The organism is Agrobacterium sp. CCNWLW155 (assembly GCF_036888815.1).
Classification (GTDB): domain Bacteria; phylum Pseudomonadota; class Alphaproteobacteria; order Rhizobiales; family Rhizobiaceae; genus Agrobacterium; species Agrobacterium radiobacter.
Genome location: NZ_JBAKFW010000004.1, coordinates 228,769 through 243,545, shown reverse-complemented (window position 1 = coordinate 243,545; position 14,777 = coordinate 228,769). Strand labels below are relative to the sequence as shown.

At 59.1% G+C, this 14,777-nt stretch carries 11 protein-coding genes; 5 read left to right on the top strand and 6 right to left on the bottom strand.

Annotated features, from left to right (window positions below):
* The first annotated feature begins 26 nt into the window (after nt 1-26).
* The 3 genes from gltB to V6S97_RS15640 are packed head-to-tail and all read left to right on the top strand — an operon-like array spanning nt 27 to nt 6,409.
* Entirely contained in the window at nt 27-4,772 is a 4,746-nt protein-coding gene (gene gltB, locus V6S97_RS15650) for a glutamate synthase large subunit (protein ID WP_003506103.1), read from the top strand.
* 8 nt (nt 4,773-4,780) lie between these two features.
* Entirely contained in the window at nt 4,781-4,939 is a 159-nt protein-coding gene (locus tag V6S97_RS15645) for a hypothetical protein (protein WP_154073954.1), read from the top strand.
* A gap of 15 nt (nt 4,940-4,954) precedes the next feature.
* The gene (locus V6S97_RS15640; RefSeq protein ID WP_003506105.1) at nt 4,955-6,409 is read left to right on the top strand and encodes a glutamate synthase subunit beta; all 1,455 of its coding nucleotides are present in this window, start codon (nt 4,955-4,957) and stop codon (nt 6,407-6,409) included.
* 85 nt (nt 6,410-6,494) lie between these two features.
* Here the strand turns inward: V6S97_RS15640 and V6S97_RS15635 are convergent, their stop codons facing one another.
* From V6S97_RS15635 to V6S97_RS15620, 4 genes are all read right to left on the bottom strand, one after another.
* A complete protein-coding gene (locus tag V6S97_RS15635) occupies nt 6,495-7,850 on the bottom strand; it encodes a sensor histidine kinase (RefSeq protein WP_080866996.1) in 1,356 nt (451 codons plus the stop codon).
* Nucleotides 7,847-8,521 (bottom strand): response regulator transcription factor, encoded by a 675-nt coding sequence (locus V6S97_RS15630; RefSeq protein WP_003506112.1) that lies wholly within the window; start codon nt 8,519-8,521, stop codon nt 7,847-7,849. The genes V6S97_RS15635 and V6S97_RS15630 overlap by 4 nt, the downstream gene beginning before the upstream one ends.
* Before the next feature lie 251 nt (nt 8,522-8,772).
* Nucleotides 8,773-10,008, bottom strand: coding sequence for an SGNH/GDSL hydrolase family protein (locus V6S97_RS15625; RefSeq protein WP_111794509.1), 1,236 nt, complete (start codon nt 10,006-10,008; stop codon nt 8,773-8,775).
* A 63-nt stretch (nt 10,009-10,071) separates the two neighbouring features.
* Nucleotides 10,072-11,295, bottom strand: a complete 1,224-nt coding sequence (locus V6S97_RS15620; RefSeq protein WP_080864733.1) for a lytic murein transglycosylase — start codon at nt 11,293-11,295, stop codon at nt 10,072-10,074.
* 195 nt (nt 11,296-11,490) lie between these two features.
* Between V6S97_RS15620 and galU the strand changes: the two genes are divergently transcribed.
* Nucleotides 11,491-12,378: a UTP--glucose-1-phosphate uridylyltransferase GalU gene (gene galU / locus V6S97_RS15615; RefSeq protein WP_031233583.1), complete on the top strand. Its 888-nt coding sequence runs from the start codon at nt 11,491-11,493 to the stop codon at nt 12,376-12,378.
* Nucleotides 12,379-12,435: 57 nt separating this feature from the next.
* On the opposite strand, the gene uppP is transcribed toward galU, so the two are convergent.
* Nucleotides 12,436-13,935, bottom strand: a complete 1,500-nt coding sequence (gene uppP / locus V6S97_RS15610; RefSeq protein ID WP_099087342.1) for a polysaccharide biosynthesis protein UppP — start codon at nt 13,933-13,935, stop codon at nt 12,436-12,438.
* A 6-nt stretch (nt 13,936-13,941) separates the two neighbouring features.
* Nucleotides 13,942-14,262, bottom strand: a complete 321-nt coding sequence (locus tag V6S97_RS15605) for a hypothetical protein (RefSeq protein WP_153315100.1) — start codon at nt 14,260-14,262, stop codon at nt 13,942-13,944.
* A gap of 92 nt (nt 14,263-14,354) precedes the next feature.
* Here V6S97_RS15605 and V6S97_RS15600 point away from each other — a divergent pair, with 92 nt between their 5' ends.
* The gene (locus tag V6S97_RS15600) at nt 14,355-14,720 is read left to right on the top strand and encodes a PAS domain-containing protein (protein ID WP_020809342.1); all 366 of its coding nucleotides are present in this window, start codon (nt 14,355-14,357) and stop codon (nt 14,718-14,720) included.
* Nucleotides 14,721-14,777 lie beyond the last annotated feature (57 nt).

The following is a 14,777-nucleotide window of genomic DNA, read 5'->3' as shown; positions in this document are numbered from 1 at the left end:
CAAGTAATTTTGCAGGAGGGACAAAAATGACGAACAAGCCGCAGGCAGAGATCGCCGCTGCCACCATGACCACAGACTGTCCCACCGCGGCTGCGGCCGCACCCGTTTCTGCGAAAGCGCGTTTCGCGGGCGGCTTGCCGGAAAGGCAGGGTCTTTACGATCCCGCCAATGAACATGATGCCTGCGGCGTCGGCTTCGTTGCCCATATGAAGGGCGTCAAGTCGCACCAGATCGTCAAGGACGGCCTGTTCATTCTCGAAAACCTGACGCATCGTGGTGCCGTCGGTGCCGATCCCTTGATGGGCGATGGTGCGGGCATTCTCGTGCAGATCCCCGATCGGTTCTTCCGCGAGGAAATGGCCGGACAGGGCGTGACGTTGCCAAAGGCTGGCGAATACGCCGTCGGGCACATTTTCATGCCGCGCGATCCTTCCCGCATCGAGCACTACAAGAAGGTGATCGTTGACGTCATCGGTGAGGAGGAGCAGCAGTTCCTTGGCTTCCGTGATGTGCCTGTCGATAATTCCTCGCTCTCCAAGGCGCCGGATATCGCAGCGACCGAACCGCACCATGTTCAGGTCTTCATTGGTGCCGGGCGCGACGCTGCCACCAATGCCGATTTCGAGCGCAAGCTGTTCCTGATCCGCAAGGTTCTCTCCAACCGCATCTATGATGAGGGCGGCGGCAAGGAAACGCAGGATTTCTACCCTGTCTCGCTGTCCTCCTCGACCATCGTCTACAAGGGCATGTTCCTCGCCTATCAGGTTGGCGCCTATTACAAGGATCTGGCGGACCCGCGTTTCGAATCCGCGGTTGCGCTGGTGCATCAGCGTTTCTCCACCAACACCTTCCCTTCGTGGAAGCTGGCGCACCCCTACCGCATGGTCGCCCATAACGGTGAAATCAACACGCTGCGCGGCAACGTCAACTGGATGGCGGCGCGTCAGGCGTCTGTTTCCTCCGTGCTGTTCGGCGACGACATCTCCAAGCTCTGGCCGATCTCCTATGAAGGTCAGTCGGACACCGCCTGCTTCGACAACGCGCTCGAATTCCTCGTGCGCGGCGGTTACTCCATGGCGCATGCCGTGATGATGCTGATTCCGGAAGCTTGGTCGGGCAACCTGTCCATGTCGGCGGAACGCAAGGCGTTTTACGAATATCATGCCGCGCTGATGGAGCCGTGGGACGGCCCCGCCGCCGTCGCCTTCACCGACGGCAAGCAGATCGGCGCGACGCTCGACCGTAACGGTTTGCGCCCGGCGCGTTATCTCGTCACCGATGATGATCGCGTCATCATGGCGTCCGAAGCCGGCACATTGCCGGTGCCGGAGGAGCGCATCATCAAGAAGTGGCGTTTGCAGCCGGGCAAGATGCTGCTGATCGACATGGAAAAGGGCTCTATCATTTCCGATGAGGATGTGAAGCACGAGCTTGCCGCCAAGCATCCTTACCGCACCTGGCTCGACCGCACCCAGCTCATTCTTGAGGATCTGAAGCCCGTGGAGCCGCGTGCGCTGCGTCGCGACGTGTCACTGCTCGACCGTCAGCAGGCCTTCGGTTACACCAGCGAAGATACGAAACTGCTGATGTCGCCGATGGCGACGACGGGTCAGGAAGCTATCGGCTCGATGGGCACCGATACGCCGATTTCGGCCATGTCGGACAAGTCGAAGCTGCTTTACACCTATTTCAAGCAGAACTTCGCACAGGTCACCAACCCGCCGATCGACCCGATCCGCGAAGAGCTGGTGATGAGCCTCGTTTCCTTCATCGGTCCGCGCCCGAACCTTCTCGATCACGAAGGTGCGGCCCGCGCCAAGCGTCTGGAAGTTCGCCAGCCGATCCTGACCAATGGCGATCTGGAAAAGATCCGCTCCATCGGCCACACGGAAGACCGTTTCGACACCAAGACGCTCGACTTCACCTATGATGTGGAGCGCGGTGCGGAAGGCATGCCTGAAATGCTCGACCGCCTGTGCGAGCGGGCGGAATCCGCCGTTCGCGGCGGCTACAACATCATCGTTCTCTCCGACCGTCAACTCGGCCCGGACCGCATCGCGATCCCGGCGCTTCTGGCGACGGCCGCCGTGCACCATCACCTGATCCGCAAGGGTCTGCGCACCTCGGTCGGTCTCGTCGTGGAAACCGGTGAACCGCGCGAAATCCACCATTTCTGTCTGCTCGCCGGTTATGGCGCGGAGGCGATCAACCCCTATCTCGCCTTCGATACGCTTCTCGACATGCACAAGCACGGTGCATTCCCGAAGGAAGTGTCCGATGATGAAGTCGTTTATCGCTACATCAAGGCAGTTGGTAAGGGCATCCTCAAGGTCATGTCCAAGATGGGCATTTCCACCTACCAGTCCTATTGCGGCGCGCAGATCTTCGACGCCATCGGCCTGTCTTCGGAATTCGTCGAGAAATATTTCTTCGGCACCGCCACCTCCATCGAGGGCGTCGGTCTGACTGAAATCGCCGAAGAAACCGTAACGCGCCACACGGCTGCCTTCGGCAAGGATCCGATCCTTGCCAACACGCTCGATATTGGCGGCGAATATGCCTATCGCATGCGCGGCGAAAGCCACGCCTGGACGCCGGATGCCGTTGCCTCGCTGCAGCATGCCGTGCGCGGCAACAGCCAGGATCGCTACCGCGAATTCGCCGGCATGGTGAATGAGACGGCGCTGCGCATGAACACCATCAGAGGTCTGTTCAAGGTCAAGTCTGCGGAAGCGCTCGGCCGCAAGCCGGTTTCCATTGATGACGTCGAACCGGCGGCTGACATCGTCAAGCGCTTCTCGACCGGCGCCATGTCCTTCGGCTCCATCAGCCGCGAGGCGCATACGACGCTTGCCATCGCCATGAACCGCATCGGCGGCAAGTCCAACACCGGCGAAGGCGGCGAAGAATCCGACCGTTACATGCCGCTGTTGAACGGCCAGCCGAACCCGGAACGCTCGGCCATCAAGCAGATCGCATCCGGCCGTTTTGGCGTCACGACCGAATATCTGGTCAATGCCGACATGCTGCAGATCAAGGTGGCGCAGGGTGCGAAGCCCGGCGAGGGCGGACAATTGCCCGGCCACAAGGTGGATGCGACGGTCGCCAAGACCCGTCACTCCACACCGGGCGTCGGCCTCATCTCGCCGCCGCCGCATCATGACATCTATTCCATCGAAGATCTGGCGCAGCTGATCTACGATCTGAAGAACGTCAATCCGGAAGCTGATGTTTCGGTGAAGCTGGTATCGGAAGTGGGTGTCGGCACGGTTGCGGCCGGTGTCGCCAAGGCACGCGCCGACCATATCACCGTTGCTGGTTTTGATGGCGGTACGGGCGCTTCGCCGCTCACCTCCCTCAAACATGCGGGTTCGCCCTGGGAAATCGGCCTTGCCGAAACCCAGCAGACCCTGGTGCTGAACGGCCTTCGCTCGCGCGTTGCGCTGCAGGTGGATGGTGGCCTGAAGACCGGCCGTGACGTCATCATCGGCGCGTTGCTCGGTGCTGATGAATTCGGCTTTGCCACCGCACCGCTGATTGCGGCCGGCTGCATCATGATGCGCAAGTGTCACCTCAACACCTGCCCAGTGGGCGTCGCCACGCAGGACCCGGTTCTGCGCAAGCGCTTCAAGGGCACGCCGGAACACGTCATCAACTACTTCTTCTTCGTTGCCGAAGAAGTGCGCGAAATCCTTGCATCGCTTGGTGTTACCAGGCTGGACGAGATCATCGGCGCTTCCGAACTGCTGGAAAAGGATGAGATGCTGGCGCACTGGAAGGCCAAGGGGCTGGATTTCAGCCGCATCTTCCACAAGGTCGAGGCTCCCAAGGAAGCGACCTTCTGGACCGAGCGCCAGAAGCACCCGATCGACGATATTCTCGATCGCAAGCTGATCGAGAAGTCGCTGCCATCGCTGGAAAACCGTGAGCCTGTCGTGTTCGAAGTGCCGATCAAGAACGTCGACCGTTCCGCCGGCGCCATGTTATCAGGCGCGCTTGCCAAGCGCTGGGGCCACAAGGGCCTGAAGGATGACACGATCCACGTGACGCTGCGCGGCACGGCGGGCCAGTCTTTCGGTGCGTTCCTGGCTCGCGGCATCACCTTCGATCTGGTGGGTGACGGCAACGACTATGTCGGCAAGGGGCTTTCGGGTGGCCGCATCATCGTGCGTCCGCCGGAAAACACCCGGATTGTTGCGGAAAACTCGATCATCGTCGGCAACACCGTTCTCTATGGTGCGATCACCGGCGAGTGCTATTTCCGCGGTGTTGCGGGTGAGCGCTTTGCGGTGCGCAACTCCGGCGCCGTCGCGGTTGTCGAAGGCGTCGGCGATCATGGTTGCGAATATATGACGGGCGGCATCGTGGTCGTTCTCGGTGAAACGGGTCGTAACTTCGCGGCCGGCATGTCCGGTGGTGTGGCTTACGTTCTCGATGAGAAGGGCGATTTCGCCACCCGCTGCAACATGGCCATGGTCGAGCTGGAGCCGGTTCCGGAAGAGGACGACATGCTGGAGAAGCTGCACCATCACGGCGGCGACCTCATGCACAAGGGACGTGTCGACGTTTCCGAGGACATGACGCGTCACGACGAGGAGCGTCTCTACCAGCTCATCTCCAACCACTTCCACTACACGAATTCGTCGCGTGCCAAGGATATACTCGACCGCTGGAGCGAGTTCCGTCCGAAGTTCCGCAAGGTCATGCCGGTCGAATACCGTCGTGCGCTTGAGGAAATGGAACGTATGCGCATGGGCGTGGCGGCGGAGTAATCCGCCGCGTGAGGACACTACACCAACTGGTCTCGCTGATGATCGCGGTCGCCGTTCCCACGGCGATCTATTGGACAAGCGGCGAGACCGGATTTGAATTCATCGTATTGGGGGCGGTTTTCGGTTTCGCCACCTGGTACTGGGGCCCGACAGGCGCTCCGCTTTGATGTGAGGACATATACGTGGGCAAGGTAACAGGTTTTCTGGAAATCGACCGGCAGGTGGGCAAGTATCAGCCCGCATCGGATCGTATCCGCCATTTCCGCGAATTCACCATTCCGATGTCGGATGCCGAGGTGCAGAAGCAGGCGGCACGCTGCATGGATTGCGGCATTCCCTATTGTCATGGTCCGACGGGCTGTCCCGTGCACAACCAGATCCCCGACTGGAACGATCTGGTCTATAACAACAACTGGGAAGAGGCGATCCGCAACCTCCATTCCACCAACAACTTCCCGGAATTCACCGGCCGCGTCTGTCCCGCACCCTGCGAGGAGGCCTGCACGCTGAACCTCGAGGATGCGCCGGTCGCCATCAAGACCGTCGAGCAGGCGATTGCCGACAAGGCTTACGAGCTGGGCTTCATCGTTCCGAAGCCGGCGACGATCCACACCGGCAAGAAGGTTGCCATCATCGGCTCCGGTCCCTCGGGCATGGCCGCTGCGCAGCAGCTTGGCCGCGCCGGTCACGAGGTTCACGTCTATGAGCGTGAATCCAAGCCCGGCGGATTGCTGCGTTACGGTATTCCGGATTTCAAGATGGAGAAGAACTTCATCGATCGCCGTGTCGAGCAGATCAAGGGCGAAGGCGTCACCTTCCATTGCGGCGTTAATGTCGGCGTGGATGTAACGGTCGAAGCGCTTCTGGCCGATCACGATGCGGTTCTTTATTGCGGCGGTTCGGAAACCCCGCGTCCGGCCGGTATCGGCGGTGCCGATTTTAATGGCGTTTATGATGCCATGCCTTATCTCGTGCAGCAGAACCGCCGTGTCGGCCGTGAAAACATCGACAGCATCGGCTGGCCGGCCGATCCGATCCTCGCCGGCGGCAAGCATGTCGTCGTTGTTGGTGGTGGTGATACGGCCTCTGACTGCGTCGGCACGGCTTTCCGTCAGGGTGCAGTGAAAGTCACGCAGCTCGACATCCGCCCGATGCCGCCGGAAAAGGAAGACAAGCTCGCGGTCTGGCCCTTCTGGGCAACCAAGATGCGCACCTCGTCCTCGCAGGCCGAAGGTGCCGTTCGCGAGTTCCAGGTCGCCACGCTTGAATTTGTTGGCGAAGATGGTGTTCTGACTGGCGTAAAGTGCTGTCAGGTGGATGATCGTCGCAAGCCCATCGCCGGGACGGAATTCATCATCAAGGCCGATCTCGCCTTCATCGCCATCGGTTTCTCCGGTCCTTTCACGGACAGCGTGCTGAAGGAAATGGACGGCAAGCTGTCGCTCAACACCGATCGTCGCGGTTCCACCAACGTGATCGCCAACGAAACGGACTACAAGACCTCGGTCGATAAGCTGTGGGCGGCGGGCGACGTTCGTCGTGGCCAGTCGCTGGTGGTCTGGGCGATCCGCGAAGGCCGTCAGGCGGCGCGTGCGATCGATGAGGCGCTGATGGGGGCGACCGTTCTTCCGCGCTAAGCACCGAAGGTAGTACGAACGGAAAAGGCCTGTTTGCGTCTGCAACAGGCCTTTTCTTTTGTCTTCGAAAATGAGGGATTCTTCGTCAGCAATAGGGAAGGGTGATACGGAAGCAGGCGCCACCGGTGGAAGCATCGCTGATGGTAATCTCTCCGCCATGATAGCGGATGATCTCCTGCACGAGGTTGAGCCCGAGCCCGGTGCCGCGATCTTTAGGCCGCAGGCGGTGGAAGGCATCGAAAATCAGCTCCCGTTCCTCTTCGGGAATGCCATTGCCTTCGTCAGCTATCTCGATCACCCGGTTTGCCGCGACCCGCATCGTGATCGTTCCGCGATTGCCGCCATGTTCGATGGCATTCTGCACGATGTTCATCAGGGCGCGCTGCAACGAGGCGTCGTCGGCAAGGGCGAGGATCGGCTCTTCCTCCGGCTCAAAGGAGAGCGCATATCCCTGTGATATGGCGAGCGGGGCCATATCGGCGACGACCGACCTGCAAAGGCCGACAAGATCAAGCGGCACCAGAGGCGCTTTCTGCCCGCCGAGACGTTGTAGATCCAGCAATTGTTCGGCCAGCACGGCAATGCGGCTGGCATCCGCCAAAATTCTGTTTCTGGCCGGGCCGTCCAGCAGCGTTTCAACGCGGGTCTGGAGAATGGCGACGGGGGTCCGCAATTCATGGGCGGCATCGAGAATGAAGCGCTTGTGCCGTTCGTAGCCGTCATCCAGCCGTTTCAGCGCGCCGTTGACGGCATGCACGAGCGGTTGCACCTCTCGTGGAATATCGCCATCCGGCAATCGATATCCACGTCTGTCGATATCTATGGTTTCCGCTGTCCGGGCAATGGCGGAAAGGGCGCGAAATTCCCTGCGGATGAGCCAGGGAATGGCGACGATCGTCACAATGGACATGAGAATGAGGACCGGCATGATCAGTATGTTTGAGAACAGCAGGACGGGGAAAGTCATGCTGAACGGGCCGCCCTTGCCGATCATGACGAATTCTCCCGCTGGCCCGGAGGCGCGACGAACGACGGCGATGCGCACCACGGCAAGATAGGAATAGGAAAGCGCCGCGTCGCGTACGTCCGAGATCCTGACGTCGCTAAGCTGTTGATCCATGTTGCTGAAGGCCTCAGGCACCTGCCCGCCCTGAACGATCTCGCCTTTTTCGCTGACGGCGACAAACCAGAAATCAGAGGTGCCGTTGCGCAGGTCGATGAACTCAGGTGTTTCCCTGAGAACCAGCCGATTATCCTTATCCCGCACGATCGCATTGGCGGTTATCTGGGCTGCCTCAGGGCTGAGCAGTGCGCTGCCCGCACCGCCACTCGACATATAGGTGATGATGGCCGCGGTAACGATGAAAAGGCTGCCGATCTGGAACAGCAGCAATTGAATGGTGAGGCGACGTTTGAGGGATTTTCTTTTGGCCGGCTTCATGCGGTCGCCCTCAGCAGATAACCGACGCCACGAATGCCGTGGACTTCGAGACCCGCATTTGCGGCTGCCAGTTTGCGGCGCAAGCGGGAAATATGGGAATCGAGCGCATTGGACTGGATCTCATCATCGAAATTATAGACAGCGTCCTCGAGCAATGAGCGCAGCACCGTTCTGCCCTGCCGCCGCAACAGGGCTTCGAGGATCAGCAGTTCCCGTCTTGTCAGTGGGAGAAATTCACCCATGATACGGACTTCACGGGTTTCGAAGCAGAATTCCAGCCTGCCGAGCTTTGCTGTCATCGTGACCGCACCCGCCGGCCGGCGCATCAGGGCCCGGATGCGGGCAAGCAATTCCTCGACGGCGAATGGCTTGGCCAGATAATCGTCCGCGCCGAGATTGAGGCCATTGACCCGATCCGCAAGTGAACCCTGCGCCGTCAGCACGATGACGGGCGGGGTGACGGGCAGGAGGCGCAAATCTTCAATCAGCTGGATGCCATCGCCGTCAGGCAATTGCCGATCAAGCACAACGAGGTCGTGAACACCATCCATGATGGCGTGACGGGCAAGATCGAGCGTGCCGACGGTATCCACGATAATATCGAACCGGTGGAGCGCGGCGGACAGGGCTGCTGCCATTTCGCGTTCGTCTTCAACAAGCAGCAGGCGCATGAATTCATCTCGGCATTGTCCGGCGTACCTTCCGGGAAGAAGGGGCGCGGGCGAAAGGCAAAAAAAGACGGCGCCGCTGACGCTACGGACGAGCGAGGCGTCGCCGTCAAATAAATATCGCCATGCAAAAGGGGGACCGGGGGTGGTGGATGGCCAACCCCGCATTCCTGCAAAGCTGTACCTACCCTGTCATGCGCGGATTGCCTAAACATTACGCCCGCTGCGGGGCGGTCAGGCCGCTGCGAAAGTGCTTATTGTTTGGCCTGTGTGGTATCCGGCGCCACACGATAATCATCGATGCGGCCTGCCGGTGCATCGGCCATCTCGCCGCGCTTGCTCAGCCTTTCGCGCGGCGATTCCACAACGGATACGCGTGTCGGTCCGGCGGTCAAAGGGGCGTCGCCAAGCAGCTTGTCGCCGCCATCGAGATTGGGATCGGTCAGGCTGATCGGCTGGGTCCGCACCTGCCCCGCATCGATGCCAAGTGCGGGCAGGGAGGTGAGCGCCGGCAGATTGCTGCCGTCCAGTTTCACGAGGTCCGGTCCGGCGCTATCAAGGTGCCGGCGCACGAATTTTTCGACGTAAAATGCAAGCTTGCGCTTGCCGGCCTGTGTCATGCCGATGCCATCTGCCTCACGCAGACGGGCCTGCTGGCCGTTCATGTCGTAGCCGGTTATGACAAATTTTCCCGCCTCATCGACGAAACCGTCCCAGACATCCACGAATTCACCGCCATATTTTTCGACATGGCTGCGATAAAGCCGGTTGAAGCCGACGAGATCGGCCGAAAGCGATGGCGACTGGAAGGCCGGAACGCCAACCCAGAGCAGCGGCACCTTCTGGCGTCCGGCAAGGGTCAAAAGTTCGTCGATCCGCCGTTCATATTCCTTGAACCAGGCCTCCGTGCCGAATTTCTCCCTGATATCGCCGATCTGCATCTGCTGGCGATCATTCGATCCCATCATGATGACGATGGTGGCCGGATTGGTCTCGCTGATGAATTGCGGCAGGTTTTTGAACCAGTCATAATAATCGGTGCGGACGAGGCCGGAAGAGCCGTTGGCACGCACATCGACGGTGATTGCCGGCGAGCTGGCAAAGGCATTGACCAACTCTTCCCCCATGCCGCCGGCGAGAAAATCGCCGATGACCAGGACGCGCCTTGCATTTTCAAGCTTGGCTGCCGGTTCCGGTTTTGCGGTCCGCATCTGCACCACCGAGGGCGCTTTTCTGGCGGGTTGCGGGCGGGTGACCGATCGTTCACGCGGAGCAGAGGGAAAATCCCGGCGGTTGCGGGGCTGGTATTCACGGCCGGATCCGCCATCGCGGCCCACAGGTTTGCCAAAGAGCATTTCAAACAGGGTGCGCCGTTGCTCTTGTGCGAAGCTTTCGGAAGGAACGAGCGGCAGTGTAAGCACAGCGGAAAGAAGGACGGCGCAGAAACGCCAGCCGGTTCTTCCGTTTTTTTCCGCAGGTTTCCTACTCATGACATCAACCTTTCCGGATGCATCGACGGCGCCCATGACGCCGCCGAATTCGCCGGCACATTATCAATTGCGCAGGGCTCTCAGCAACCGCTGCGACGGCTGACCGTCGGTTTCCATACCCATGCGCGACTGGATGGCGCTGATGGCGGCTTTCGAACCGGAGCCGAAGTTCCCGTCAACCTCGCCATCATAATAGCCGAGTTCCTTCATGCGGGTCTGGAGTTCGAATTTTTCACGAATATCCAGCGTCCCGTCGGGACGCGGCCATTTCTGTTGCATGCCGCCATAACCGGCAATCTCATCCGCAAGCAGGCCGACAGCCAGCGCATAGCTGTCGGAAGCGTTGTATTTCTTGATGGTGAAGAAGTTCTTCATCACCAGGAAACCGGGGCCGTTTGCGCCGCCCTGCAATTTCAGCATGGCGCGATCGGAACCGCGGGTAAAGTTCTTGCCGTTCGGACGGGTGAAGCCAAGCTTTGCCCATTCCGCAATGGTCTTCGTCTGCCCTTCATAACGGGCGCCGCCACGCGGAACGGCGGTTTCGTAACCCCAGGTGCGGCCGGGCTCCCAGCCGTTCTTGGAAAGAAGATTGGCAGCGGTTGCCAGGGCGTCGGGAACGGAATGCCAGATATCGCGCTTGCCGTTGCCATCCGCATCGACGGCATAAAGCAGGTAGCTGGTGGGGATGAACTGGGTGTGACCCATCGCGCCCGCCCAGGAACCCGTCAGCTGTTTCGGTGTCACGTCGCCCGCCTGAAGAATCTTCAAAGCGGCGATCAATTGCGTGCGCGCGAATTTGGCGCGCTTGGGATCGGAGTAGGCGAGCGTTGCCAGCGCCTGCGGAATATTGTGCAGCCGCTCCGGCTTTTCGAGAACCGCGCCGTAATTCGATTCCATCGACCAGATGGCGAGAATGATGTGCTTGTCGACATTGAAGTTACGCTCGATCCAGTTGAGCGTCGTCGCGTGCTTCATCTTCATTTCGCGGCCGATCCGCACCGTGTACGGATTGACGCGGGAATCGAGATAATCCCAGATCTGCGTGGTGAATTCCGGCTGGAAGGTGGCCTTGCGCAGCGCATCCGGATCCGGCTCGCTGACACCGGCAAAGGCCTTCTGATAGGTCGCCTTGCTAATGCCTTCTTTCGCGGCTGTTGCATAGAACTGGTTGATCCACTGACGGAATCCCTGATCGGCGCGGGCTGAAACGGGCGCCAGCGAGATTGCCAGGCCTGCAACCACCATGCAGCCGAATTTGCGGACATCTGAAAGGATCATCTTTGTCATCGTCTGTCTTTCGTTCTCTCGAATGTCATTTCGATTGCGAAAACGCATCGGGCGTCATCATGGATAACAAAAGAACGTCAACAAATTCTTTACCATTAATAGATGGTAGCGTCACCCTTTACAAAACGTTGTTATTTTTGAAATAACAACAGCGTGCGGGGATTGTGATCAAGTTTTATCTCTCAGGAGGGATATGTGGTAGAACAGAAGAAAATTCGGAAGGCTGTATTTCCGGTCGCAGGTCTCGGTACACGTTTCCTGCCCGCCACCAAGGCGGTTCCGAAAGAAATGCTCACCGTCGTCGACAAGCCGGTCATTCAATACGTCGTTGATGAGGCGGCGGAAGCGGGCATCGAGCATTTTGTATTTGTCACCGGCCGCGGCAAGGCTGTGATTGAAGATTATTTTGATATTCAATTTGAACTCGAACAGATGCTGCGCGAGCGCAACAAGAATGCCGAGCTGACATTGCTGGCCGGCCTTCTGCCCAAGGCGGGCACGGCAAGCTTCACGCGCCAGCAGGTGCCGCTTGGTCTTGGCCATGCGGTCTGGTGCGCACGTGATATCGTCGGCGACGAGCCTTTCGCCGTGCTCTTGCCCGACATGATCATGCATTCGCAGAAAAGCTGCCTTAAGGGCATGGTCGAACTTTACGACCAGACCCAGGGCAATGTCATCGCGGTGCAGGAATGCGCCCCTGATCAGACGCATAAATATGGCATCGTCGGCGTGGGCGACGCCGTCGGCGAAGGTTTCAAGATCACTGAAATGGTCGAAAAGCCTGCCAAGGGTACGGCGCCGTCGAATTTCTACATCAACGGCCGTTATATTCTTCAGCCCGAGATTTTCGACATTCTCGAAAATCAGGAGCGTGGTGCCGGCAATGAAATCCAGCTGACGGACGGCATGCTGTCGCTTGCCAAGTCGCAACAGTTCGCCGGCTATCATTTCCGTGGCCAGACCTTCGATTGCGGCGCCAAGGATGGTTTCATTCTTGCCAATGTCGCCTTCGCGCTTGAGCGTGGCGATATTCGCCCTGCGATCGAAGCGCCGATCAAGGCTCTGATCGACGGTCTGAAATAATCGACCGAGCATATAAGGAAATCCCGGCCTTTGCGCCGGGATTTTCGTTTGTGGCCATTATCGCTTCAGGACAAGTCCTGCGCCGACGCGCAGCTCGCTGCTGTCATAAACCGGCGTCCACTGGTAGCTGACGTCCGCGGTCAGGTCGAGATAGCGGTTGAGACCCCAGGTCAGGCCGGCACCCGCGGTATATTCCACGGCATTTTCTGTGTCGGAAGAGGGGAAGGTGCGGTGCACGATCTGTCCCGTCAGGCGGGCGACAAGGTTGTTGCGCAATTCGTGGGTCAGGCCGGCATCCAGCCGGTAGGAAATCCAGCCACCCTGCGGCCCGCCGGCAAAGTCCTCTATCGTCGTGCGCAGGCCGAGATTGACATTCGTGCCGCGCTGGGGTGACCAGTTGAGTTCGCCATCCAGTGTCAATGCGCCGATCGAGGCGAGGCGATCGTCATCATATTGCTTGCGCAGATAACCGATGGCGGCCTCGCCGCGTGTCTTCTCGCCAAGATCGACTTCCGCGCCGATCTTTGCCCCATAGGCATTGGAGGAACGGGCATAGCCCGAATTGTCGAGACGCCTGTCATATTTGGTCGTCCCGGCGTTCAGTTCGAGGAAGGGGATGAGCGCCGGTGACAATTCATAGCCGATGCGTCCGCGCAGGTTGGCACCGTTCTGGTCGCGGTCGCTGAGGCTGATCGGCCGTCCGTCTATGCCTTTTGCATCCGTATAGACCGTGCGCGAGAGATCGAGCGCCGCCAGGCCGCGCAGCTTGCCGAAATCCCGCTCTATCGACGCGCTCGTGGTGAAGCGGTGTTCGCCGCCCTGTACGGCAGCGCCAGTCAGAGCGTTGGGGTCCGTCGTGTCCTCACGGCTGAATTCGTAACCGGCCTTGAGATTGGCTGTCGTTTCTTCGCCGAGATCAAGGCGCAGATCGGCCTCTATTCTTGCCCGGGGCTCTTCGCCATCCTTGTCGCTGCCGAAGTTTCTCTCCCAGGCACCGTCGCCTGTCACCGTCAAAGCGTGGCGGGACCAGTCGCTGGTGAGCGTGCCGCGTATGCCCGTCGTCAGATAGTTGCGTCTGGAAGGGCCGCCGGTATTCGTTTGTTTTTCCGTGTTGATCGTCTGGCTGATCGAAGGCCGCAGCAGGAATGTACCGAGCCGGATGCCGGGCGTCTGTCCGGGCTGAGTCGCTATCCGTGGATTTTCGCCGCCGTCCATCGTCGGCTCATAGGGGTTTTCGGCGTCGGCATAGGGTTGGCCCGCGTCGTCCTGCTGTTCGTAAATCGGGTCGCCGGGATTGTTGGACGGACGCCAGAGTTGTGGTGCGGGCGCCGGCGTGGCTGTGGCCTGAGCCGTGCCTGTGTTCACCCCTCCATCCGTCGCCAGCGGGGGTGAGGTTCCTCCGTCTCCGGCAGAAGCGGCGCCCGGTAATACGGGCGTGGCCGTCGTTGCAGTCTGCGCGAAAGCACTTCCCTGCGGGCAAAAAATCGTACAGGCGAGCAGCAGGGTTGCTGCTTTCCGCGACGTCGGCAGACGTGTGGCGGTGCCCTTCACATTCATTCCTTTTCACCCGGCGAGTTTGGCCGATGCCGGATCGAAGGCCCGCCAGGGCATCTCCTCGGACCCGATGAGTGACAGGCCGATGAAATGACATGAAGAAACCAGGGACCAGACAGGCGACGCAAGTTTTAACATCGCTTTAACAATAGGTTTTTTATGGTTAACAGTTGATAAAGATCGCCGGGATTTCAGCGTTATGGCGGGCGGCGGAAAAGCAGCGGCATCCATCACCGAAACCGACGGCTCGATTTCGTCCGCTCCGATGACTGGAGAAAAATAGTCATAAATGCAAAAAAATTCTAATATGAGAAGATTAAAACGTTTCAATTTGGCACGGAATCGCCCTATGATCTAACAGGGCTGATCTTCTATTGCTCAGCAAGCCGTATTAAATTTATTTTGTGTGACAGCGTCGTTTCATGAATCCCGTTTTGAACATCAAGCAGGTTGGCTTTTATTGTTGGGATATTACCAATGACCGTTTCTATTTAGATGAAGTATGTGCTGATCTCTTCGGGATTCCACTAAGACAGGCGATGCAGGGCATCAGCATTTTTCAGATGCTCGAAAAAGTGGACCTGGATCATCGAAACCGTGTGATCGAAACGGCGTTGATCACCCTGAAGGCCGCGAGTTTTTATAATCAGGAATATGCCGTACGCCGTAGCGACGGCTCGGTCTCATGGGTAAGGACGCTCGGGCGATATCTGGTCGATGAGGAAAACATCCCTTTCAAGCGGCTGGGAACGATCGAGGAGATTTCTCCACCGGACCGGCGTCATTAACGACATGCCGTCGTACCGAAACCGCTGAACATTTTCGGGTGGCATCTACTAAAACTC

Excerpts from the sequence above, each read along its gene's own strand:
- uppP (WP_099087342.1), bottom strand. The coding sequence starts at position 13,935 with ATGAATGTGAAGGGCACCGCCACACGTCTGCCGACGTCGCGGAAAGCA.
- V6S97_RS15630 (WP_003506112.1), bottom strand. The coding sequence starts at position 8,521 with ATGCGCCTGCTGCTTGTTGAAGACGAACGCGAAATGGCAGCAGCCCTG.
- V6S97_RS15620 (WP_080864733.1), bottom strand. The coding sequence starts at position 11,295 with ATGACAAAGATGATCCTTTCAGATGTCCGCAAATTCGGCTGCATGGTG.
- gltB (WP_003506103.1), top strand. The coding sequence starts at position 27 with ATGACGAACAAGCCGCAGGCAGAGATCGCCGCTGCCACCATGACCACA.
- V6S97_RS15635 (WP_080866996.1), bottom strand. The coding sequence starts at position 7,850 with ATGAAGCCGGCCAAAAGAAAATCCCTCAAACGTCGCCTCACCATTCAA.
- V6S97_RS15625 (WP_111794509.1), bottom strand. The coding sequence starts at position 10,008 with ATGAGTAGGAAACCTGCGGAAAAAAACGGAAGAACCGGCTGGCGTTTC.
- V6S97_RS15600 (WP_020809342.1), top strand. The coding sequence starts at position 14,355 with ATGAATCCCGTTTTGAACATCAAGCAGGTTGGCTTTTATTGTTGGGAT.